The 21,962-nt window shown below is 71.1% G+C and carries 23 protein-coding genes; 15 read left to right on the top strand and 8 right to left on the bottom strand.

Annotated elements, in window-relative coordinates; all coding sequences use genetic code 11:
* Nucleotides 1-11: 11 nt before the first annotated feature.
* A complete protein-coding gene (locus EAO73_RS24665; protein ID WP_147973768.1) occupies nucleotides 12-2,456 on the bottom strand; it encodes an RICIN domain-containing protein in 2,445 nt (814 codons plus the stop codon).
* Between the two features lie 512 nt (nucleotides 2,457-2,968).
* On the opposite strand from EAO73_RS24665, the gene EAO73_RS24660 reads away from it, so the two are divergent.
* The 7 genes from EAO73_RS24660 (at nucleotide 2,969) to EAO73_RS24630 (ending at nucleotide 10,668) form a co-directional block, all read left to right on the top strand.
* On the top strand, nucleotides 2,969-4,057 hold the full coding sequence (locus EAO73_RS24660) for an ABC transporter substrate-binding protein (RefSeq protein ID WP_147973767.1): 1,089 nt from the start codon (nucleotides 2,969-2,971) through the stop codon (nucleotides 4,055-4,057).
* A 118-nt stretch (nucleotides 4,058-4,175) separates the two neighbouring features.
* On the top strand, nucleotides 4,176-5,831 hold the full coding sequence (locus tag EAO73_RS24655) for a sugar ABC transporter ATP-binding protein (protein ID WP_147973766.1): 1,656 nt from the start codon (nucleotides 4,176-4,178) through the stop codon (nucleotides 5,829-5,831).
* Nucleotides 5,828-6,802 carry an ABC transporter permease gene (locus EAO73_RS24650; RefSeq protein ID WP_018520938.1) on the top strand — a complete coding sequence of 325 codons (975 nt, stop codon included), beginning with the start codon at nucleotides 5,828-5,830 and terminating at the stop codon, nucleotides 6,800-6,802. Before EAO73_RS24655 ends, EAO73_RS24650 begins: the two co-directional genes overlap by 4 nt.
* Nucleotides 6,799-7,863 (top strand): ABC transporter permease, encoded by a 1,065-nt coding sequence (locus tag EAO73_RS24645; RefSeq protein ID WP_147973765.1) that lies wholly within the window; start codon nucleotides 6,799-6,801, stop codon nucleotides 7,861-7,863. Before EAO73_RS24650 ends, EAO73_RS24645 begins: the two co-directional genes overlap by 4 nt.
* Nucleotides 7,864-7,971: 108 nt before the next feature.
* On the top strand, nucleotides 7,972-9,006 hold the full coding sequence (locus EAO73_RS24640; protein ID WP_147973764.1) for a LacI family DNA-binding transcriptional regulator: 1,035 nt from the start codon (nucleotides 7,972-7,974) through the stop codon (nucleotides 9,004-9,006).
* Nucleotides 9,007-9,101: 95 nt separating this feature from the next.
* Nucleotides 9,102-10,178: an aldose epimerase family protein gene (locus EAO73_RS24635; protein WP_147973763.1), complete on the top strand. Its 1,077-nt coding sequence runs from the start codon at nucleotides 9,102-9,104 to the stop codon at nucleotides 10,176-10,178.
* A gap of 121 nt (nucleotides 10,179-10,299) precedes the next feature.
* Complete coding sequence (locus EAO73_RS24630) at nucleotides 10,300-10,668, top strand: ArsR/SmtB family transcription factor (protein ID WP_147973762.1); 369 nt, start codon at nucleotides 10,300-10,302, stop codon at nucleotides 10,666-10,668.
* A gap of 134 nt (nucleotides 10,669-10,802) precedes the next feature.
* Here the strand turns inward: EAO73_RS24630 and EAO73_RS24625 are convergent, their stop codons facing one another.
* The 5 genes from EAO73_RS24625 to EAO73_RS24605 form a co-directional block, all read right to left on the bottom strand.
* Nucleotides 10,803-10,982: a hypothetical protein gene (locus EAO73_RS24625; protein ID WP_147973761.1), complete on the bottom strand. Its 180-nt coding sequence runs from the start codon at nucleotides 10,980-10,982 to the stop codon at nucleotides 10,803-10,805.
* A 70-nt stretch (nucleotides 10,983-11,052) separates the two neighbouring features.
* A complete protein-coding gene (locus tag EAO73_RS24620) occupies nucleotides 11,053-11,754 on the bottom strand; it encodes an HAD family hydrolase (protein WP_147973760.1) in 702 nt (233 codons plus the stop codon).
* Between the two features lie 46 nt (nucleotides 11,755-11,800).
* The gene (locus EAO73_RS24615) at nucleotides 11,801-12,514 is read right to left on the bottom strand and encodes a phosphatase PAP2 family protein (protein WP_147973759.1); all 714 of its coding nucleotides are present in this window, start codon (nucleotides 12,512-12,514) and stop codon (nucleotides 11,801-11,803) included.
* Between the two features lie 86 nt (nucleotides 12,515-12,600).
* A complete protein-coding gene (locus EAO73_RS24610) occupies nucleotides 12,601-13,536 on the bottom strand; it encodes a M56 family metallopeptidase (RefSeq protein WP_147973758.1) in 936 nt (311 codons plus the stop codon).
* A gap of 86 nt (nucleotides 13,537-13,622) precedes the next feature.
* Nucleotides 13,623-14,222: a DUF5134 domain-containing protein gene (locus tag EAO73_RS24605; protein ID WP_191134209.1), complete on the bottom strand. Its 600-nt coding sequence runs from the start codon at nucleotides 14,220-14,222 to the stop codon at nucleotides 13,623-13,625.
* A gap of 244 nt (nucleotides 14,223-14,466) precedes the next feature.
* Here EAO73_RS24605 and EAO73_RS24600 point away from each other — a divergent pair, with 244 nt between their 5' ends.
* On the top strand, nucleotides 14,467-15,021 hold the full coding sequence (locus EAO73_RS24600; protein WP_147973756.1) for a GNAT family N-acetyltransferase: 555 nt from the start codon (nucleotides 14,467-14,469) through the stop codon (nucleotides 15,019-15,021).
* A 3-nt stretch (nucleotides 15,022-15,024) separates the two neighbouring features.
* On the opposite strand, the gene EAO73_RS24595 is transcribed toward EAO73_RS24600, so the two are convergent.
* The gene (locus EAO73_RS24595) at nucleotides 15,025-15,702 is read right to left on the bottom strand and encodes a glycerophosphodiester phosphodiesterase (protein ID WP_147973755.1); all 678 of its coding nucleotides are present in this window, start codon (nucleotides 15,700-15,702) and stop codon (nucleotides 15,025-15,027) included.
* A gap of 293 nt (nucleotides 15,703-15,995) precedes the next feature.
* Between EAO73_RS24595 and EAO73_RS24590 the strand changes: the two genes are divergently transcribed.
* From EAO73_RS24590 to EAO73_RS24580, 3 genes are read left to right on the top strand one after another with little or no spacing between them, the layout of a single operon-like run.
* Complete coding sequence (locus tag EAO73_RS24590) at nucleotides 15,996-17,393, top strand: DUF6421 family protein (protein WP_147973754.1); 1,398 nt, start codon at nucleotides 15,996-15,998, stop codon at nucleotides 17,391-17,393.
* A gap of 26 nt (nucleotides 17,394-17,419) precedes the next feature.
* Entirely contained in the window at nucleotides 17,420-18,187 is a 768-nt protein-coding gene (locus EAO73_RS24585; protein ID WP_147973753.1) for an SDR family NAD(P)-dependent oxidoreductase, read from the top strand.
* A complete protein-coding gene (locus EAO73_RS24580) occupies nucleotides 18,127-19,248 on the top strand; it encodes a threonine aldolase family protein (RefSeq protein WP_147973752.1) in 1,122 nt (373 codons plus the stop codon). The genes EAO73_RS24585 and EAO73_RS24580 overlap by 61 nt, the downstream gene beginning before the upstream one ends.
* 62 nt (nucleotides 19,249-19,310) lie before the next feature.
* On the opposite strand, the gene EAO73_RS24575 is transcribed toward EAO73_RS24580, so the two are convergent.
* Nucleotides 19,311-20,033, bottom strand: coding sequence for a lysophospholipid acyltransferase family protein (locus EAO73_RS24575; protein ID WP_147973751.1), 723 nt, complete (start codon nucleotides 20,031-20,033; stop codon nucleotides 19,311-19,313).
* A 220-nt stretch (nucleotides 20,034-20,253) separates the two neighbouring features.
* Between EAO73_RS24575 and EAO73_RS24570 the strand changes: the two genes are divergently transcribed.
* The 4 genes from EAO73_RS24570 to EAO73_RS24560 all read left to right on the top strand — a co-directional run.
* Complete coding sequence (locus tag EAO73_RS24570) at nucleotides 20,254-20,580, top strand: TlpA family protein disulfide reductase (protein ID WP_147973750.1); 327 nt, start codon at nucleotides 20,254-20,256, stop codon at nucleotides 20,578-20,580.
* A gap of 9 nt (nucleotides 20,581-20,589) precedes the next feature.
* On the top strand, nucleotides 20,590-20,733 hold the full coding sequence (locus EAO73_RS37360) for a putative leader peptide (RefSeq protein ID WP_355937247.1): 144 nt from the start codon (nucleotides 20,590-20,592) through the stop codon (nucleotides 20,731-20,733).
* Nucleotides 20,734-20,776: 43 nt separating this feature from the next.
* A complete protein-coding gene (locus EAO73_RS24565) occupies nucleotides 20,777-21,283 on the top strand; it encodes a flavin reductase family protein (RefSeq protein WP_147973749.1) in 507 nt (168 codons plus the stop codon).
* 202 nt (nucleotides 21,284-21,485) lie between these two features.
* Nucleotides 21,486-21,962: electron transfer flavoprotein subunit beta/FixA family protein (locus EAO73_RS24560; RefSeq protein ID WP_412075161.1), on the top strand; the 477-nt coding region annotated here is incomplete at its 3' end.

Below are 21,962 nucleotides of genomic sequence, written 5' to 3'. Positions count from 1 at the left end.
AGCACCGGGAATCAGACGAGCTGCCAGAGGTGGTCGTCGGTGCCGTTGTCGTCGAACTGGACGACATGGGCGCTGTCGGCCGTGGACATGTTGTCGACGCCGAGGACCTTGCCGGAGTGGCGGTTGCGTATGCGGTACCAGCCGTCGCCGTCCGGGACGAGCTGCCAGAGGTGGTCGTCGGTGCCGTTGTCGTCGAACTGGACGACATGGGCGCTGTCGGCCATCGACATGTTGTCGACGCCGAGGACCTTGCCCGAGTGGTGGTTGCGTATGCGGTACCAGCCGTCGCCCTCCGCCACGAGCCGCCAGTCGTGGTCGTCGGTGCCCGTGTCCCCGAACTGCACGACGTGCGCGCTGTTGGCGGTGGACATGACGTCGACGCCGAGGACCTTGCCGGAGTGCCGGTTGCGGATGCGGTACCAGCGGTCGGCGAGCCAGGGCTGTGCGTCCGGGGCGGCCGTCGGGAACGAGCTGATGCGCAGCCGGGCCGCCCCCATCGGGACGAGCGTGACCTCCTCCACCGGCTCGGTGCTGCGGGCCGGCGAGTCCTGGAGCGGGGCGACCACGTGCTCGTCGTCGGCCGTCCACTCCGGGATGCGGCGGGCCTTCGCGGTGATGGACAGCGGGGTGCCGTCGAGCGTGAAGGGGTTGCCGGCCTTCACCCGGTGCGCGGTGTGGTGGCGCAGGGAGGCGGCGGGCTTTTTCGCGTCCAGGACGAGCCCGTAGTTCCACGGCCCGGTCGCGTGGACCGCGTACTCGGGGAACTGGTCGCTGCCGCCGATGCGCTCGTACGTCTCGCCGATGCGCAGCGCGTACGTGAGCGGGCCGTGATCCACGCTGACGGAGCCGTGGTTGTGCGCCCAGGTGCGGACGGTGGTGCGCTGCGGGAGGCGCAGGGTGACCCGGTCCCCGTCGGCCCAGGTGCGGTCGATCCGGGTGAAGGCGGGGCCGGCGGGGGCGTCGACGCGCCGGCCGTTCACCGCGATCTCCGGGGCTTCGCACCAGGCGGGGACGCGCAGCACCAGCGGGAAGGCCAGCCGCTTCGGGGCCTTCAGGGTCAGTGTGACGGTGTCCGTGAAGGGGTAGTCCGTCTCCTCGGTGAAGGTGACCTCGGTGCCGTCGGCGACCTTGGCCGTCACCTGGCAGGCCGCGTACATCGCGGCGGCGAGGCCCCCGTCGGGGGTGGCGAGCCACAGCTCCTCGGTGAAGTACGGCCAGCCCATGCCGTAGTTGTGCGGGCAGCAGCGGTACTGGTCGACGCCGGGCAGGAACGCCTGCATGGCGAAGCCGTTCTGGAACTGCCGCTGCGACTTCGGCACGTTGTCCAGGTCCACGCTGTTGGCGCTGGTGATGTAGTGGATCGCCTTCCCCGAGGGGTCGAGCGAGGCGGGCAGCGAGTTGAACGCCAGTTCCTCGCAGCGGTCGGCCCACAGCGGGTCGCCGGTGATCCGGGTCAGCAGCTGGTGGCTGGCCATGAACTCGACGATGCCGCAGGTCTCGAAGCCCTGGCGGGGGTCGCCGTGCCCGGGGCGCGCGTTCTCGTCGCCCGCGAACCCGCCGCCGGGGAACTGGCCGTACGGTTCCATGGCCTTGCCGTACGTCCCGTACGTGTCCCGGGTGTCCTGGGCCGAGCCGCTGCGCAGCGCGTACTGGGCGGGCTCGCGGAAGCCCTGGGCGATGTTCACGTTGTGCGGGTTGACCAGGTTGTCGCCCCAGTCGGCGCCGTACGTGTGGATCTTGTCGGCGAGGTCCAGCAGGAAGGTGTCGCCGGTGCGGTTGAACAGCCAGAAGACGCTGTCGAGGCCGTCGCCCCAGCGCAGGGCGATCCAGCTGGTGTTGAAGGCGCCGGGGCCCTGGGTGTTCATGTACCGGAAGAAGCGGCTGAGGAAGGGGATGATCCGGGTGTCGCCGGAGTACTCCTGCCAGGAGCGCAGGGCCTGCACCAGCGGCAGGAACGGCCAGAAGTCGGGGCCGCCGTTCAGCGAGGTACGCAGGGCCTTCGGGCCGAAGAACCCGTCGGACTGCTGGGTGGCGAGGATCGCGTCGAACCACCGGCGCACCGATGCCAGTGCCTTCGCGTCGCCCGCGACGATCGCCAGGTCGGTATAGCCGCGCAGCCAGTACGGGACCTCCTCCCAGCCGCCGAGTTCGGGGCGGACCCAGCCGGTGGCCGAGAAGTCCAGGAAGTGCGAGAACTCCTCGTACCGGCCGCACAACCCGTCCAGCTGGAGCTTCAGCTGTCCGGCGAGCCAGCCGCGCGCGGTGACCTTGCCGGGCGGGAGCTTCAGGAAGGCGGTGGGGTGCAGGGGCGCGGCATTGGGGGAGTAGTGACCGCCGTGCGCGGGCCGCACCCGGTGTTCGGCGGCGGTCGCGGTGGCCGACCAGCGGCCGGCCGCCGTGGTGGCGGCGACGGTGGCGAGGGCGCCGGTCATGAGCTGTCTGCGGTTCAGGGGCATGGGGAGGGGCTCCTGCTCTGCCGGACATGAGGGCTCCGGCCTGGGAATGCGCATGACAAGAGCGTGCTGTCGCGGCGCAGCGGTCCGGACCGGATGCGCGCATGACGAAGAGCGCCGTCGTGATCCGTACGGAGGGCGCGGCACTCGTTCTGCAACGTTGGAAAATGGGGTTCCGGCGGTATGACAGCACGCCGCCGGGCGGCTGTCCAGAGGTGCGGCAGCATCCTCTGCGCCGGGGCGGCGTGGGCGGGGTGCGGGGTCCCGACACATTTTGGAAACGCATCGACAACGCTCTTGCCGCCCGTGCCACACCGCCTATATAACGTTGTAAACCGAGCCGCCGAGAGGCCGCGCAGGCTCTCACGACCACAGTTTGTGCAGCTAGGGGCCGTCTCCTAGCGGGGCCGTGAGTGCAGTGACATCAGCCGCCGTGCAGCGGCCGATGCATCGTCCAGCCATGACCGACCGCACGCCACTCGGCGTGCCGTCATCCCGCCAAGGAGCTCCCGCGCATGATGATCCAGCGCCGAACCCGTACCCTCGCCGTGGCCTGCGTCCTCGCCGCCACCGCCACGCTGGCTGTTTCCGGCTGCTCCAAGTCGGAGGGCTCGGACAACAACGCGAGCAGCGACAGCAGCCAGGCGGCCCAGGCGGCCGAGACCCCCGAGTCGTCGTCCGGTTCCGGCTGCTCGCTGCAGAGCTACGGCGCCCCCAAGCTCGACCTGAAGAACGCCGTGGTCGGCTTCTCCCAGTCGGAGAAGGAGGCCAACCCCTTCCGTATCGCCGAGACCCAGTCCATCAAGGACGAGGCGAAGAAGCTGGGCGTCAAGAAGCTCCTCACCACCAACGCCCAGTCGCAGCTGCCCAAGCAGATCAGCGACATCCAGGACATGCTCGCCCAGGGCGCCCAGTTCCTCATCATCGCCCCGCTGAACTCGGACGGCCTGGAGCCGGCCCTCAAGGCCGCCGCCGCCAAGAAGGTCCCGGTCCTCACCATCGACCGCAAGCTCAACTCCACCGCCTGCAAGGACTACGTGGCCTTCCTGGGCTCCGACTTCGTGGAGCAGGGCAAGCGCGCCGCCGACGCCATGATCAAGTCGACCGGTGGCAAGGGCAAGGTCGCCATCCTCCTCGGCTCGTCGGGCAACAACGTCACCACCGACCGCACCAAGGGCTTCGTCGACCAGCTCAAGGCCAAGGCGCCCGACATGAAGATCGTCGCCCAGCAGACCGGTGAGTTCGCCCGCGACAAGGGCCAGCAGGTCATGGAGCAGCTGATCCAGTCCAAGCCCGACATCACCGCCGTCTACGCGGAGAACGACGAGATGGGCCTCGGCGCCGTCACCGCGCTCAAGGCCGCCGGCAAGAAGCCCGGCAAGGACGTCAAGATCGTGTCCGTCGACGGCACCCGCAACGCCGTCCAGGCCATCGTCAACGGCGAGTACAACGCCGTCATCGAGTCCAACCCGCGCTTCGGCCCGCTGGCCTTCGCGACCGCCCAGAAGTTCTACGGCGGCGAGGAGATCCCCGAGAACGTCATCATCAGCGACCGCGCCTACGACGAGGCCAACGCCAAGTCCTCGGTCGGCAACGCGTTCTGACCCGGCCGGGACCACCCTGCCCGTACCGGCTCCGTCGGTTCACCGCCGCCGTGACGCTCTCCCGTCACGGCGGCCACCGGGCCCACACCCCTGGAAGAGCGGAAGGCCAAGACCAGCCATGGCACCACCCGAAGCAGCACCGCAGCCGCCGGAGCCGGCCGCCGGCACGAAGGAGACGAGCGCGACCGCCACGGCCCTCGCGGAGGAGCCCGGCGCGGCGCCGGCCGTCCTGGAGGCCCGCTCGGTCAGCAAGCGGTTCCCCGGCGTCGTCGCCCTCGACGGCGTCACCTTCTCCCTGCGCGCCGGCGAGACCCACGCTCTGGTGGGAGAGAACGGAGCCGGGAAGTCCACCCTCATCAAGGTCCTCACCGGCGTCTACCGCCCCGACGAGGGCGAACTGCGGCTGGCCGGCGAACAGGTCACCTTCACCCGGCCCTTCGAGGCCCAGCAGGCCGGGATCTCCACGATCTACCAGGAGGTGAACCTCGTCCCGCTGATGAGCGTGGCGCGCAACATCTTCCTCGGCCGCGAGCCCAAGAACCGGTTCGGCCTGATCGACTTCGCCCGGATGTACCGCGAGGCGAGTGAACTGCTCGACGGCTTCGGCGTCCGCGTCGACCCCAGGCGCCCCCTGCACACCCTGGGCATCGGCACCCAGCAGATGGTCGCGATGGCTCGCGCCGTCTCCGTCAACGCCCAGGTCGTCATCATGGACGAGCCGACCTCCTCGCTGGAGCCCCGCGAGGTCGAGACGCTGTTCCGGGTCATCGAGGACCTGCGCGGACGCGGCATCGCCGTCCTCTACGTCAGCCACCGCATGGACGAGCTGTACCGGATCTGCGACCGCGTCACCGTCCTGCGCGACGGCCACCACATCCACACCGGAGACCTCGCCGACCTCGACCGGATGCAGCTCGTCTCGATGATGCTCGGCCGGGACATGGCCGAGGTACGCCGCGAAGGGCTCACCAACTTCGACTCCGAGGGCCACGAGGCCGCGCGTACCCCGGTGCTCACCGCCACCGGCATCTCCCGCGACCACCAGCTGCACGACATCTCCCTCGACCTGTACGCGGGCGAGGTCCTCGGCCTCGGCGGGCTCCTCGGCTCCGGCCGCAGCGAGACCGCCAAGGCCATCGCCGGAGCGCTGAGCCTGGACTCCGGCGAGGTGAGCATCGCCGGCCGCACCCTGCGCCGGCTCACCTCGGCGGGCGCCATCCGCGCCGGCATCAGCCTGCTGCCCGAGGACCGCAAGGCCGAGGGCATCGTCCCCGGCCTCTCGGTCCGCGAGAACATCGTGCTGGCCGCGATGCCCCGGCTCTCCCGCGCCGGCATCGTCTCCCGTGCCAAGCAGGACCGCATCGTCGACATCTTCATGAAGCGGCTGCGGATCAAGGCGGCGAGCCCCGAGCAGAAGGTCGGCGAACTCTCCGGCGGCAACCAGCAGAAGGTCCTGCTGGCCCGCTGGCTCTGCCTGGAGCCCAAGGTCCTGCTGCTCGACGAGCCCACCCGGGGCATCGACGTCGGCGCCAAGGCCGAGGTCCAGAGCCTCATCGACGACCTCGCCCGCGAGGGCCTCGCCGTCCTGCTCATCTCCTCGGACATCGAGGAACTGATCGAGGGCGCCGACCGCATCGTCGTCCTGCGCGGCGGCGCGGTCGCGGGTGAACTGTCGGGCGACGAGGTGGCCGAGAGCCATCTGCTCGAAGTACTCGCCGACCACTCACCGGCAGCCGCGGACAAGGCGCCGGCCGCCAAGGAGGACCCCCGATGACCCAGGCCGCAGTCACCACCCCCGCAGCCCGGCCACTGGCCCGGCTGCGCGACCCCGCCTGGTACCAGGAATACGGCGTCTACCTCGCCGTCGCGGTCGTCCTCGTCTTCAACGCCCTGTTCACCGAGCACTTCATGACGGTGGACAACCTCCGCACCCAGCTCGTCCAGGTCGCCCCGATCGTCATCGTCGCCCTCGGCATGGCGCTCGTCATCGGCACCGAGGGCGTCGATCTCTCCGTCGGCTCGACCATGGCCCTGGCCGCCGCGCTGCTGCCGCTGTACCTCGGCTACGGACTGGTACCCGCACTCGTCATGGCGCTGCTGGCCGGCGCCCTCGTCGGAGCGGTCAACGGCACCCTGGTCTCCCTCGTCGGACTCCAGCCGATCGTCGCCACCCTCGCCCTGTTCGTCGGCGGCCGCGGCATCGCCCTGGTCATGGCCGACAGCCAGCTCAAGCAGATCGTCAACCCCGACCTGCTCTCCCTGGGCACCGGCTCCTTCCTCGGCATCCCGCTGGTCGTCCTCATCGCCGGCGTCCTCGCCGTCGCCGTGGCCTTCCTCGTCACCCGGACCACCTTCGGCCGCCAGGTCGTCGCCATCGGCGGCAACCGCTCCGCCGCCGCCCTGGCCGGACTGCCCGTACGGCGGGTGCTCATTGGCGTCTACGTGCTCTGCGGAGTGCTCGCCGCCCTCGCGGGAGTCCTGGCCACCGCCCGGCTCACCGCCAGCGACCCGTCCTCGCTCGGCACGCTCATGGAACTCTCCGCCATCACGGCGGTCGTGGTGGGCGGCACCCCGCTCAACGGCGGCTCCATCCGGGTCCTCGGCACCGTCGCCGGCGCCCTGCTGATGCAGCTGCTGCGCGCCACCCTCATCAAGCACGACCTGCCCGACTCCACCGCACAGATCGCCCAGGCGGCCATCATCATCGCCGCCGTCTACGTCGCCCGGGAGCGTCGGTCCCGATGAACGAAACCTCACCCGCCCCCGTGGCCTCCGCCCCGGCCCCGCGCAAGACCTCCGCGACATCCGGCGGCACCACGCCGGATCCCGGCGCCAAGGCGCAGGGCCCGTCCGGCCGGAGGATCGCCGAACTCCTCCAGCGCCAGGGCGTGCTGGTCGTCCTCCTCACGGTCGTGGTCGTCGCGTCCTTCATCTACCCGTCGACGTTCGCCACCCTGGACAACACCCGCGGGGTGACCGTCCAGGCCTCGTTCCTGGCCGTGGTCGCGCTCGGGATGACGATGGTCATCATCACCGGCGGCATCGACCTGTCCGTCGGCTCCGTCTTCGCCCTGGGCGGGGTGCTCGCCGCCTGGGCCTCCCAATGGGGCATTCTGCCCGCCCTGTTGGTCCCGCTGGTGGTCTGTGGCGGGATCGGCCTGCTCAACGGCTTCCTCGTCGCCCGCGCCGGAATGGCCCCGTTCATCGTCACGCTGGCCACCCTGCTCGGGGCGCGCGGTCTGCTCCTCGCGATCACGGACGAGGGCGCCACCACCTACCTGGTACCCAAGGACTCGGCCTTCGCCGAACTCGGCCAGGGCGCAATCTGGGGCTTCGGCTACCCGATCTTCATCGCCCTCGCACTGTTCGGCCTCGGCGGACTCCTCCTCCAGCGCACGTCCTTCGGGCAGTCGATCTTCGCCGTCGGCGGCAGCAGTGACGCGGCCATGCTGATGGGCCTGCCGGTCGCGCGTACGAAGATGCTCGTCTACACGCTCAGCGGACTGCTGGCCGGACTCGCCGGCGCGCTCAACGCCGCCCGGCTCTCCTCCGGGGTCACCATCATCGGCGTGGGCATGGAGCTCGACGCGATCTCCGCCGTCGTCATCGGCGGCACCCTCCTCATCGGCGGTGCCGGCTCGATCAGCGGAACGCTCTGGGGCGTCCTGCTCCTCCAGGTCATCCAGAACCTGATCAACCAGATCGGCTCGCTGAACTCCTCGTACCAGTCGGTCGTCAGCGGCGGGTTCCTTATCGTTGTCGTCGTGGCGCAGCGCTATCTGGCGCGCAGCCGCAGAACCACCTGAACCGGTGCCGGGGCCCCACGGCCCCGGCACTGTTCGAGCCGTTCGAGCCGAACCGGCGGAGCCGGACCACCGCGCCTCACCGCGCGACAAGTCGATTCAGGGAGTGCCGTGGGCGTCAGCCTCAAGGACGTTGCGCAACGGGCGGGCGTGTCCATCAAGACCGTGTCGAACGTGGTGAACAACTATCAGCACGTCACACCGAAGATGCGCGCCAAGGTGCAGCAGGCCATCGACGAGCTCGGCTACCGGCCGAACCTCACCGCGCGCCATCTGCGCAAGGGCCGCACCGGGATCATCGCGCTCGCCGTCCCCGAATTCGGCAACCCGTACTTCGCCGAACTGGCCGGCGCGGTCGTCGACGCCGCAGCCCGGCACGACTACACCGTGCTGGTCGACCACACCGGCGGGCTGCGCGAGAAGGAACTCCTGGTCAGCCAGGGATTCCGGTCCCATGTCATCGACGGACTCATCCTCAGCCCGATCCACCTGGAGACCGAGGACCTGATGGCGCGCACCGAGACCGCGCCCCTGGTCCTGCTCGGCGAGCGCGAGTACGAGGCACCGTACGACCACATCGCCATCGACAACGTCGCGGCGGCGCGCGAGGCCGTGCGCCACCTCCTGGATCTCGGCCACCGCCGCATCGCCTTCCTCGGCTCCCGCACCGGCCGCGAACGCCAGCCCGCCCACCTCCGGCTGCGCGGCTGGCGCGAGGAGCTGGCCGCCGCCGGAATCGAGCCCGACGAGGCGCTGGTCGTCGTCACCGACGGCTACGGCCGGGAGGACGGGGCCTCCGGCATGGCCGCGCTGCTGGACCGCGGGGAGCGGCCCGACGCCGTGTTCGCGTACAACGACCTCATCGCCATCGGCGCCATGCGCACCCTCTCGGAACGCGGCCTGCGTATCCCCGAGGACGTCGCCGTCGTCGGGTTCGACGACATCGAGGAGAGCCTGTACGGCGCCACCACGCTCACCACCGTGGCCCCCGACAAGGAGGCCATCGCCCGGCTCGCCGTCGACAGCCTCGTCGAGCGCCTCTCCGGCGACCAGGTGACCGAGCCCCGGCGGCCGCGGCCCGGCTACCGGCTCGTCGTCCGAGAATCCACCGTTCCCCGGCCCGCCGCCGGACCGGCCGCACCGTAGGCACGGGCCGGGCTCCCCACCACCCCCGGGGAGTCCGGTGTCCACGGCCAGCCCGTCCGGCCGCCCAGGCCGTCCGACCGCCCCAAGGACCATTGATGCCTCGCCCCACCGTGCACAGCAAACCGTTCGGCGCCCACGGCACCACGGACGTCGACCTCTGGACGCTCGACTCCGGCACCGGAGTCCGGGCCGAGATCCTCACCTACGGCGGCATCCTGCACCGGCTCACCGTGCCGGACACCGCCGGCACCCCGGCGTCGGTCGTCCGCTCGCTGCCCGCCCTCGACGACTACACGGGCAAGAACCCGTTCTTCGGCGCCCTCGTCGGCCGCTACGCCAACCGCATCGCGCACGGCAGGTTCACGCTCGACGGCACGGAGTACGAGGTCCCCGCCACCGACCGGGGCCACGCGCTGCACGGCGGCCCCGACGGCTTCCACACCCGCGTCTGGCGGGCCGAGGGAGACGCCACCGACGAAGCCGCGGTCCTGCGGCTCACCCTGCGCAGCCCCGACGGCGACATGGGCTTCCCCGGCGCGCTGGACGTGACCGTGACCTACACCCTCGACCGGGCGGGCACCCTCGCGCTCGACTACGAAGCGGCCACCGACAGCCCCACCGTCGTCAACCTCACCAACCACGCCTACTTCGACCTGACCGCCCGGGGCGACATCCTCGGCCACACCCTCCAGGTGGACGCCGCGCACTACCTGCCGGTCGACGAGGAGGGCATCCCCGAGGGCCCCGCCGCTCCCGTCGCCGCCACGCCGTTCGACCTGATACAACCTCAGATACTGTCGGAACGCGTCTTCCTGACGGACCAACAGCTGCTCCGGGCGGGCGGGTACGACCACTGCTGGGTCCTCGACGCGACGGACGCCCCCGGGGGACTGCGCCGCGCCGCCCGCCTGACGGCCCCGGACGCCGGGCGGGTCATGGAGGTGTGGACCACCGAACCCGGCATCCAGGTCTACACCGCCAACCAGCTGGACGGCACCCTGGCCGACCCCGGCGGCGGCCACCACGAACGGCACAGCGCGGTCTGCCTGGAGACCCAGCACCTTCCCGACTCGCCCAACCGCCCCGACCAGCCGGCCACGGTCCTGCGCCCCGGTGAGGACTTCCGCAGCCGCACCGAATTCCGCTTCCCGCACCTGGCGAGGACCTTGTAGCGCCGGCCGCCGCAGCCTTGCCGCAGCCCGCGTGGCGGTGCGGCGAGGCCGCGGAGGGGGCGAATTACGATGAGTCTCGTAGTATGGAAGCCCCATACGGAGCGACGATGCGGAGAGCGACGTGACCCCCGCCAGCACCACCGACCCGGCTGCGGGCGTGCGCACTCTGGCCCATCCCGCCCGCGAGGACATCAGGATCGAGGCGGTCCTGCACGCCCTCTCCGATCCGGTGCGGCTGTGCGTCGTACGCGAACTGGCCGCCGCCGAGGGCGAACTCACCTGTTCCTGCTTCGATCTTCCGGTCACCAAGTCCACCAGCACGCATCACTTCCGGGTGCTGCGGGAGAGCGGCATCGTCCAGCAGACGTACCGGGGCACCGCCAAGATGAACGGGCTGCGCCGGGCGGATCTGGAGGCTTTGTTCCCCGGGCTGCTCGACCGTGTCCTGGAGGCGGCCGCCCGCCAGGAGGACCGCCTCGGGCAGGGCTGACGCCGGCCCTGCATCCCGTACCACGGCCTCGCGAGCGGCGGTAATTCATTGACCGATCAGCCGCGACGGGACATGCTGTACCCCCGCCCGTGCCCGGTTCCGGCGACGCAGGGGATCGCCGGAGCCGGGACGGCTCAGGCGGCGGGCCTGTCGCTGTCCCGCGTGGCCGCGGCCCACTCGACCAGCAGCTGCTGGTACTGCTCCTCGTCCTCCGGGGACAGGTGGCCGCCCGAACGCCGCCACAGGTCGCGAATGTCTTCATTCACCACTGCTGCGGGGCGTACGGAACCGGACGGGCACTGAGTCGGGGACATGCCTACCAGGCTAAGGCCACGATGTGACAATCCGACCCATTGCGCGTCAGGGACATCTCTCACATGTGTCTCAGGCAACCTTCCCGGTCAGTCCGAGCTCCCGTAGTGCGTCGGGCCGCTCCGACACGGGCAGATGGCGTACGAAACGCACCTCGCAGCCCAGCGCGGCGGCCCCGCCGTCGGCGTGCCGGTCGTCGCCGACCATCACCACATCCGCCGGGTCCTGTCCCAGAAGTGTGCACGCGGTGTGGAAGAGACGTGCGTCCGGCTTCTGGACACCGTGCTCGAAGGACAGCACATACGCGTCCACATAGCGGTCCAGACCGTGCGCCCGGAAGACGGGCCGCAGGTCCCAGCCGATGTTGCTGACGATGCCGATCGCGACGCCGGCCTCGCTCAGCCCGGCCAGCACCTCCGCCGCGTCCGGGTAGGGCCGCCAGGCGTCCGGGGTCAGATGGCGGTCGTACAGAGCGTCGTACAGTCCCGGATCGGGCAGCGCCACCTGGCGGGCCAGGCCGGTGTACACCGCGCGGTGCAGCTCCGCGCTCTCGTCGCGGTGCGCCCACCCGTCCGCCAGCCCGTCGGGCATCTGCTGCGGGTTCGGGCCGCCCGGCAGCGCGCCGTACGCCTCCAGCTCCGCCGCGTAGCGCTCGAAGGCGGCCTCGTCCACGCTCACCCCCCGCTCGGCCAGGGTCGCGGCGAGCCAGGAACGGACGGATTCGATCCGGAACAACGTCCCGGAGAAGTCGAAGAGGGCACCCTTGATAGGCATGGCCCCGATCCTCGCCGACCGGCCGTCGGGGGGCAAGGGCGCCTGTTCAGACCCTCTGGCCGGGCCGCCGTGCCTGGTCAGGCCCCGGTCCGTGCCCGAGGAACCGGTCGAAGCCGCAGACCGCGAAGGCCGCCAGCGCCGCCCCCAGCAGCCACCCGCCCAGGACGTCGGACGGCCAGTGCACGCCCAGATACAGCCGGGTGAGACCGACACCCAGCACCGAGACGGCCGCCGCACCCACCGCCGCCCGCCACACCCGGGACCGGGCGCCGGACCGGTGCAGCAGCCACAGCAGCAGTCCGCAGCTCACCGTCGCGGTCATCGCGTGCCCCGAGGGGTAGGCCGCGTACGAGGCGGTGTCCACCGGGTCGGCCCACCGGGGCCGGTCCCGGCCGACGGCGGCCTTAATCCCCTGCTGGATCAGCGCGGAGAGCAGGGTCGTCGCCGCGACCCACACCGCGAGGGGCCGTGCGCCACGCCACCACAGGGCCACCACCGCGACGGCGATCAGGGCGCGGAACGTCCACGGGTCCCAGAGCCAGTCCGTCAGCAGCCGGTTGACATGGACGAAGCCGGGCTCGCTCACCGCCCGCCGGTGCAGTGCGTCCGCGACCCGCTGGTCCAGGTCCGTCAGCGGTCGCCACCGGGCGACGACCAGGGCCGTCACCGCCCCGCCGAGCACCGCGCAGACGGCCCCCGCCCGAGCGAGGGGCGAGGCGGTGCGGACATGGCCGACGGGGGAGAGCAACGGGATGTGCATGGCATGATCCTCGCCGACGAGCGCCCCCTCCGGCCATCGCAGCGCGCCGGAAAGCGGAAGCGCCGGCTCACGCAAGGGCGGACGCGCTACTTCAGGGCGCTGAGCCCCGGGATGAACGCCACCAGCAGCGGTACCACGGGCACCAGGGCCGCCGCGGCGGTCAGCCGCAGCCGACGCCCGGCGGTGAGCCTGCCCGCCGGGGCCAGCAGCCGGTTCACCCGCTGCGGCAGCTCCGCGTCCGCGGTCGGGCAGGGGCCGAACACGCCCCGGTCCTCGTTGAGTTCGACCAGGGCGAGCGCGATCGTCAGCCGGCCGAAGCGCCGTGAGGCCACGTCGTCGGCGGCCAACTCGACCAGCCGGTGCATCTCGTTGCGGAAGGCCGCAAATACCGGCACCTGCGGGAACCCGGAAGCCAGCGCCTCCGAGCAGTTGAGCAGCCAGTCGTGCCGCGCCTGTGCATGGCCCTGCTCATGGGCCAGGACCGCGTCGAGCTGGCGTCCCTTCAGCCGGCCCAGTGCGGCCGTGGTGATGACCAGTCGGGGCGCGGCCCCGGGCAGCCACCAGGCGTCGGGGCGCTCACCCTCCAGCACCACCAGCCGCCCGCTCCCAGGCTCCTCGCCGGGCATCAGCGGGGCGCGCACCAGGAGTTCGGCCCGCCGCTGCCTGCGCCGCAGCTGCGCGCGGTGGATCACCCGGGCCAGCATGGCGGCCGTCCACACCCCGCCGAGGGCCAGCAGCACCGCCATCACCGCCGACCACGTTCCGTGGCCCGCGAGCGCGTACGCCTCGACGACGGCGTGCGGCGCGGGCGCGAAGACATGGCCGCGCACCGCCTGCCACGCCACGGCGGCGCTGAACGTCATGGAGAGGCCGAAGCAGAGCAGCACGGCGACCACCACGCACTGCCACACCCACAGGGCCACCACGGGCTCTCGCTCCGGCCACTCGGCCCGCGCCATCAGGCGCGGGGCCACGACGGCGGCCAGTGCACCGAGCAGCAGCAGCGCTAGGGAGACCCACATGGCGCCAGCCTATGAGGGCCGCGCCACACACGGATACGGCTCCGCGCACCAAGTGACGTACACCACGAAGGGCGGCCTTCCCTGTCTCACAGAGTGAGCAGCATCGCGAACATCGCTATGCCCATGGTCAGCCGGCAGGCCAGCGCCAGCTCGGGACGCGCCGCCCACCCCGTGGCCCCCGGAGGCSSGCCTCCGGGGGCCACGGCGGCCACCGGCACCAGCCGGGCGCCCGAGCGCAGCACGTACACCGCGTAGTAGACGAGGAGCAGCCCGGTCAGCAGGGGTATGCCGCCCGCGGCGGCCATGCTGTGGCCGCCCATCGTGTGCGCGCCGTGCCCTCCTCCGCCGGCCCGCGCCATCACGACGGCCATGTAGACCATCGCCGAGGAGCCGACGAGGTGGTGCAGATGGTGACCGCCGCGCCGGGAGAACCCGCGACGGGAGAACCACAGGGCCCGCAGCGCCGCCACCCCGAAAAGCGCCGCGTACACCCCCCAGCCCCAGGCAGGCGGTGCGACGGCGGCCGCCGGCACGGCCATCGCGGCCATCCCGAACCCCATCAGCGCCTCCGCCCGCGCGGTCCTGCGCTCCTCCTCGCTTCCCGTACGGGTGCGCAGCAGGCAGTACGAGCCCGTCACCGCGCACAACGCCATCAGCAGCCATCCGGACATCGCCGGTCCGTGCACAGCGGCCCTCCCCCCGGGCGAACGACATCGCCGTCGAGTAGTCGATGCCCGGGGCCGCACGCCCGTACGCGGCGCACTGGGGTACAGGGGGAGCGCGCGGCGGGGGTGTTTTCGCGATGCGCCTGGTGCGGGTGCCCCCGCACGCCCCGGGAGATCGCCCGCAGCGAGGGCAGGGCCGCCGGAGTTACGCTGCTGCGGCACCGCCCGCGCAGAGACCACGCAGAGAAGCCGGAGAAGCCCCGCCATGGACACCGCCCCGCCCCGGGACACGGGAGAGCTGACGTTCCGCGACGCCACCGAGGCGGACGTGCCCGCGCTCGTCGAGCTGATCGAGTCGGCGTACCGCGGCGACAGCAGCCGCGCCGGATGGACCACCGAGGCGGACATCCTTCAGGGGCAGCGCACCGATCCGCAGGGGGTGCGCGAGGTGGTGGAGAGCCCCGTCAGCCGGCTGCTCGTGGTGGAGCGCGACGGCGCCCCTGTCGCCTGCTGCCAGCTGGAGCACCGGGGAGAGGCCGCCTACTTCGGCATGTTCGCGGTCCGTCCCGCGCTCCAGGGCGCCGGGCTCGGCAAGGTGATCATCGCCGAGGCCGAGCGCACCGTCCGGGAGAGCTGGGGCGTGCGGGAGATGCACATGACCGTGATCTCCGTCCGGGAGGACCTGATCGCCTGGTACGAGCGCCGGGGCTACCGACGTACGGGCAGGATGTCGCCGTTCCCGTACGGCGACGAGCGCTTCGGCATCCCGCAGCGCGACGACCTCGCCTTCGAGCTGCTGGTCAAGGACCTCGAAGGCTGACCGCTACGCGCCGCCGCCGCGCTGGATGTCGGGGTGGTCGGTGGTCACGCCGTCGAGCCCGAGGCCTTGGGCCAGCCTCAGCTGGTCCTGGGTGTTGACCGTCCAGCCGAACACCGTCAGCCCCTCGGCGTGCGCCTTCTCGACGAGCTCCAGCGTGATGCGCCGGATGTTCAGCACCAGCCGGGTGGCGCCCACCGCCTTCGCGCGGTCCAGCAGGTCCCCGCCCCACCGGCTCGCGACGAGCGCCGTCCGTACGCCCGGGACGAGCTGGGCGATCTCGGCGATGGCCTCGTCGTGGAACGAGATCACCTCGACGCGCTCGACGAGATCGCGGTCGTGCATCACCCGGGCCAGGGTGCGGGCGGCGGCCACATCCTTGATCTCCGCCTGGAGCGGGGACTTCACGGCGTCCAGGACCTCCTCGAAGACGGGCACCGGCTCGCCCAGCCCCGCGTCGAGCGCACGCAGCTCGGCGAGGGTCTTCTCCGCGATCGGGCCCTCGCCGTCGGTCGTACGGTCCACCTCCGCGTCGTGCATGACGGCCAGCGCGCCGTCCTTGCTCAGATGCAGGTCCAGCTCGATGAGGTCCACGCCCTCCCGCTCGGCGCGGACGAACGAGCGCAGAGTGTTCTCCGGCTCGAAGCCCGCCGCTCCGCGATGACCGATCGTGAGAAGAGACAAGGCACGCTCGCTTCCGTCGACTCCGTTCCCGCACGCAGCTCCTGCCCGCACGGCGCGGCAGTATGACCGCGCTCGGCAGCCTAGTGGCCCCCGCGCGCCGGGCGGGGGAGGGGCGGGGGCACCCGCCGAGCGCGGCGCGCACCGATCGAAGAAGCTGCCACAACGGCATGCGACAGGAAAAACAACGGTGACCATGGGGGGTCGGCAGGATAATTTTCATGCCCCCACTTGTCCCGGTGACTCCTGCGCGGATACGGTTGTGAGACGCGAGGTTCTCCCGTGGAGGAAGTGTGATGACGGAAATTCTTGTGCACGACGCCGTATCCGGCGACATAGCTGCCGCCCCGCGGGTGGTCGAGCACCCGGCCTGGCCCGAGCTCAAGAATGCCGTGGAGGAGATCCGCCCCTGGCAGTCGAAGGACGGTTCCATCGACTTCGACGCGGAGGGCGCGCCCTCCCCGGCGCTCGCCGAGGCCGCCGTGGAACGGGTGATCGGCGCCGTCGAGCAGCTCTCCCCGCTGCTCCCGCACGACGACGCGTACCACCGCGCCCTCGTCAAGGACCTGCGTGGCTGGGTGGGCGGCGGCTTCGACGTCCCCGACTTCCTGGACTCCCTGCTGGCCTTCCAGCCGGCCAAGGGGCGCGCCGACGGCCTCCAGCACCTCGTCGTCTTCGCCATGTACACCCAGAACGGCAACCCCGACCGCAACCTCGAAGCGGTCGTGCTGCGCATGGTCTGGCCCGAGTGGCTCGCAGAACTGGAGTCCACCCGCTACGACAACCCGCTGTTCTGCGGCATCACCTTCGAGGACTTCACCTCCGGCTACGACACCAACTCCGCGGTGCTCTTCCCGGAGACCATCGCCGTCCGCGAGGCCCCCGAGCGCTTCAGCTGGGGCGGCATCTTCTGCGACCGCGAGGCCGCCCGCTTCCGCCGCGTCACCGAGGCCTCCGTCGAACTCCTCGGCGTCGAGCTGCCCGACGACATCCGCGCGATGATCGACGACCAGCAGCGCTGCGAGCAGGCCTTCGTGCTCTGGGACATGGTCCACGACCGCACCCACAGCCACGGCGACCTGCCGTTCGACCCCTTCATGATCAAGCAGCGCCAGCCGTTCTGGATGTACGGCCTGGAGGAGCTGCGCTGCGACCTCACCGCCTTCAAGGAGGCCGTGAAGCTGGAGGCCGAGGGCAACGCCCACGGCCGCGACGTCCAGTACGCCGTGCTCTTCGACCGGATGTTCCGCTTCCCGGTCACCGGCGAGCGCGTCCGCAACTACGACGGCCTCGGCGGCCAGCTCCTCTTCGCCTACCTCCACAAGCACGACGTGGTGCGCTGGACCGACAACAAGCTGCGGATCGACTGGGAGCGGGCCCCTCAGGTCACCAACCAGCTCTGCGCCGAGATCGAGAAGCTCTACCGCGACGGCATCGACCGCCCCAAGCTCGTCCACTGGTTCGCCGCGTACGACCTCGTCTCCACGTACCTCGCCCCCCACCCCGGCTCCCGCTGGGCCAAGGGTCCGGACGCGCTGGACCTCTCCCAGCCACCGCGGAAACTCGTCGACGACGTGCTTCCGGACGAGTTTCCCCTGAGCATGTTCTATGAGGCCCTCTCCAAGAAGCTGAAGAACGTGATCGCCTCGACCAAGGGCATCACCGCCTCGGACGCGGGGAAGGCTGCCGCGTGAGCACAGGTCCCAAGGAGGCGGAGGCCATGAACGGAACAAGCACGGGTGACGTGGACGGTGCGCTCGAAGGCGCCGTCGTCGCCGTTGCGGGAGCCGCCGGACCGGCCGGCCGGGCCACGCTGCTCCGGCTCGCCGAGGCGGGCGCGGTCGTCGTGGCGTCGGACTCCCACCCCACCCGGCTCGCCGAGGCCGTCGACGCGGCGCGTTACGCCCACGGCGGGGCCACCGTCACCGGCGACACCGTCGATCTCCTCGACCTCGGCGCGACCCGGGAATGGGCGGCCAAGACCGAGAAGGAGTTCGGCCGCGTCGACGGCGTCGTCCACCTCGTCGGGGGCTGGCGCGGCAGCGCGAACTTCGCCGAGACCGACCCCGCCGACTGGACGCTGCTGGAGAAGCTGCTGATCCGCACGGTGCAGAACACCTCGCTCGCCTTCCACGACTGCCTGCTGCGCAGCGACCGCGGACGCTACCTGCTGACCAGCGCGGCCGGCGCGACCAAGCCCACCGCCGGCAACGCCGCCTACGCCGCCGCCAAGGCCGCCGCCGAGGCATGGACCCTCGCGCTCGCCGACTCCTTCCGGAAGGCGGGGGGCGAGGACGGCCCGCGCAGCGCGGCTGCGATCCTGGTCGTGAAGGCACTGGTGCACGACGCGATGCGCGCCGAGCGCCCGAATGCGAAGTTCGCGGGCTTCACCGACGTCGGGGACCTGGCCGATGCCATCGCCGGCGTATGGGACCGGCCCGCCCCCGAAGTGAACGGAAAGCGCCTGTGGCTGACCCCGCAACCGTAAGGACCGACGCGCGTCGCCATCACGACCCGCAGGTACGCGGTTTCGCCAGTGACAACTACGCGGGGACCCACCCCGAGATCCTCGCGGCTCTCGCCCTCGCCAACGGCGGCCACCAGATCGCCTACGGCGAGGACGACTACACGGGCCACCTCCAGCGCGTGATGCACAGCCACTTCGGTCCGACCGCGGAGGCCTTCCCGGTCTTCAACGGCACGGGCGCCAACGTGGTGTCCCTCCAGGCCATGACCGACCGCTGGGGCGCGGTGATCTGCGCCGAGTCCGCGCACATCAACGTGGACGAGGGCGGCGCACCCGAGCGGGTCGGGGGTCTGAAGCTGCTGACCGTCCCCACCGAGGACGGCAAGCTCACGCCGGAGCTCATCGACCGGCAGGCGTACGGCTGGGACGACGAGCACCGCGCCATGCCGCAGGTCGTCTCGATCACGCAGAACACCGAGCTGGGCACCGTCTACACGCCCGACGAGATCCGCGCGATCTGCGAGCACGCCCACGGGCACGGCATGACGGTCCACCTCGACGGTGCCCGGATAGCCAACGCGTCCGCTTCCCTGGACGTCCCCATGCGTACGTTCACCAATGCCGTCGGCGTCGATGTGCTGTCCTTCGGCGGCACGAAGAACGGGGCCATCTTCGGCGAGGCCGTGGTGGTCCTGAACCCCGACGCGGTCCGCGCCATGAAGCACCTGCGCAAGCTGTCCATGCAGCTCGCCTCCAAGATGCGCTTCGTCTCCGTCCAGCTGGAGGCGCTGCTCGCGGGCGACCTCTGGCTGCGCAACGCGCGGCACGCCAACGCCATGGCCCAGCGGCTCGCCGACGGCGTGCGCGGGGTGGGCGGAGTGGAGATCCTCTACCCGGTGCAGGCCAACGCCGTCTTCGCGCGGCTCCCGCACGCGGTGAGCGAGCGGCTGCAGAAGCGCTTCCGCTTCTACTTCTGGGACGAGCAGGCCGGTGACGTGCGCTGGATGTGCGCCTTCGACACCACGGAGGAGGACGTCGACGCGTTCCTCCTCGCGCTCAAGGAGGAGATGGCTGCCGCGTAGGTGCGGGCAGGCAGGTACGACTCCGGGGTGCGGACCGACGGTCCGCACCCCGGAGTGACGTTTCAGCCCCGCTCACGCACCTCGGCCGGCGTCGGAGCCGTACCGCCCAGGTGCGCGGGCACCCACCACGTGTCACCGGCGTCCTTCGGCCGGACCGGATAGGCCCGCTGGGCCGCTTCGAGCAGCTCCTGCACGCGCTCGCGCAGCCGGCGCGTGATGGCGCCCGCGTACTGGTCGGTGGGGGCCTCCACCGGCTCGCCGACGCGGATCGTCACCGGGGTGTGATCGCGCTTGAAGTTACGGGGCCTGCCCTTGGTCCACAGCCGCTGCGTGCCCCACAGCGCCATCGGGATCAGCGGCACCCCCGCTTCCTGGGCCAGGCGCGCCGCACCCGACTTGAAGCTCTTGAGCGTGAAGGACTCCGAGATCGTCGCCTCGGGGAACACCCCGACGATCTCCCCGGACCGCAGCGAGGCCAGCGCGTGCGCGTAGGCGTCCTCGCCCTGCTTGCGGTCGACGGGAATGTGCTTCATGCCGCGCATCAGCGGCCCGGAGACCTTGTGCCGGAAAACGGATTCCTTGGCCATGAAGCGGACCAGCCGCTTCTGGGGGAGTGCCGCGAGCCCGCTGAAGATGAAGTCCAGATAACTGATGTGGTTGCTGACCAGAACAGCGCCACCGGTCTTCGGGATGTGCTCCGAACCCTGAGTGTCGATCTTCAGGTCGAGCGCCTTGAAAAATGTGCGAGCGGCGCCGATGACCGGCCGATAGACGAGTTCTGCCATCTGGGGAAGACCCTTTCTTCAGCGCCCGCGGAGGGTTCTCCCGGCGGAAGTTACGCAGCCGTAGGTTTTCGGCATTGGGGCGATCGTGCCCCATACGGTGACGCGGTGGCCAGTCCCGGCGGCCCCGGGCCGCGAGATTCTTGTCACGTAGGGCGGCGGGGAATGCCCGGGGCGCAGCGGGTGCTGACCCCTTGCGTAGAGCTCTGACAGGAGGACGGACGTGGACGGGCAGGCGCGTACGGAGAGGCTGGACGCGGCGCGGCTCGGCGCGGAACTGGGGGAGCGGGCCACGCTCGTCCAGTTCTCCAGCGCCTTCTGCCAGCCTTGCCGGGCCACCCGCCGCACCCTGACGGAGGTGGCCGGGATGGTCGAAGGGGTCGCCCATGTGGAGATCGACGCGGAGGCGCACCTCGCGCTCGTACGGGCCCTGGACATCAGCCGGACCCCGACGGTGCTGGTCCTCGACGCCGAGGGTCGGATCATCCGCCGGGCCGTCGGGCAGCCCCGTACCGTCGACGTCGTCGCCGCTCTCGGGCAGGCGATATGACGGACCGTGATGCTTCTCCCACCTGGTGGGACGCCCTTGACTGGGCGGGCCGCGCATCGTCAGTCTGACGCTATGCCGTCAGACCCCCTGCTCCATGGCCGGGCGTACATCGACCTCGCCCGCACCGCCGGCGCGTGCTGTCCGGATGCCTGAGCATCCACGACCCCGTACTCCCGACGCGCAGAAGGACCTCCCCATGACGGCAGCACCCGAGCTCGGCACTTCGCGCACGGCATCCCCGGACCTCCTGCGTTCGGTGTTCCGGCAGCACGCCGCCGGAGTCGCCGTGATCACCGCCGCCGGTGAGCGGCCCGTCGGCTTCACCGCCACGTCGCTCAACTCCGTGGCCGCCGAGCCGCCCCTCGTCTCCTTCGGCGTCGGCACCTCGTCCTCCAGCTGGCCCGTGCTCGCCAGGGCCGAGCACGTCGGCGTGCACATACTCGGCGAGCACCAGCAGGAGTTGGCCGCCACCTTCGCCCGCAGCGGCGCCGACCGGTTCGGCCCGTCCACCTTTTGGCGCAGCGGCCCGGAAGGCGTTCCGCTGCTCGACGGCGTGCTGGCCTGGCTGGTCTGCCGCGTGGTGGCCCGCGTCCCGGCGGGGGACCACCGCATCGTGATCGCGCAGGTGGTCGAGGGCGACCCGGCGGGCGGCGGCCGGCCGCTGGTCTATCACCAGGGCCGGTTCACGGCTCTGCGAGACTGAGGCCGCAGCGGGTGGTTCCCGGGTGTCGCGCGTTGGGCAGATCACAGTGCCAAGCGCTTGCTCATCGGACAACCACTCGGTGTACTGGCGAGTAATATGACGGTCGGAGCGTCGGTCGCCCCGACCGGAAAACGCCCCATCAGGCGCCTATGCTGCGTGCAACAAGGCAGCCCGGAAATGACGATGCAGTAGGAGAGCCGGCGTGAGCTTGAGGATCGTTGTCACTGTGAAGTACGTGCCCGACGCGACCGGTGACCGGCATTTCGCCGATGACCTGACGTTGGACCGTGAGGATGTCGACGGTCTGCTGTCGGAGCTGGACGAGTATGCGGTCGAGCAGGCGTTGCAGATCGCGGACGCGGCGGATGATGCGGAGGTCGCCGTGTTGACGGTGGGTCCGGAGGATGCCAAGGACGCGTTGCGCAAGGCGTTGTCGATGGGTGCGGACAAGGCGGTTCACGTCGAGGACGACGATCTGCACGGTACGGACGCGCTGGGGACGTCGCTGGTGCTGGCGAAGGCGGTCGAGGAGACCGGGTACGACCTGGTGATCTCGGGTATGGCGTCGACGGACGGCACGATGGGTGTGGTTCCGGCGCTGCTGGCGGAGCGGCTGGGTGTGCCGCAGGTGACGTTGCTGTCGCAGGTGTCCGTCGAGGGTGGTGTGGTGCGGGGGCGT

The organism is Streptomyces sp. col6 (assembly GCF_008042035.1).
Classification (GTDB): domain Bacteria; phylum Actinomycetota; class Actinomycetes; order Streptomycetales; family Streptomycetaceae; genus Streptomyces.
This window is presented reverse-complemented; position numbering and strand designations above follow the sequence as displayed.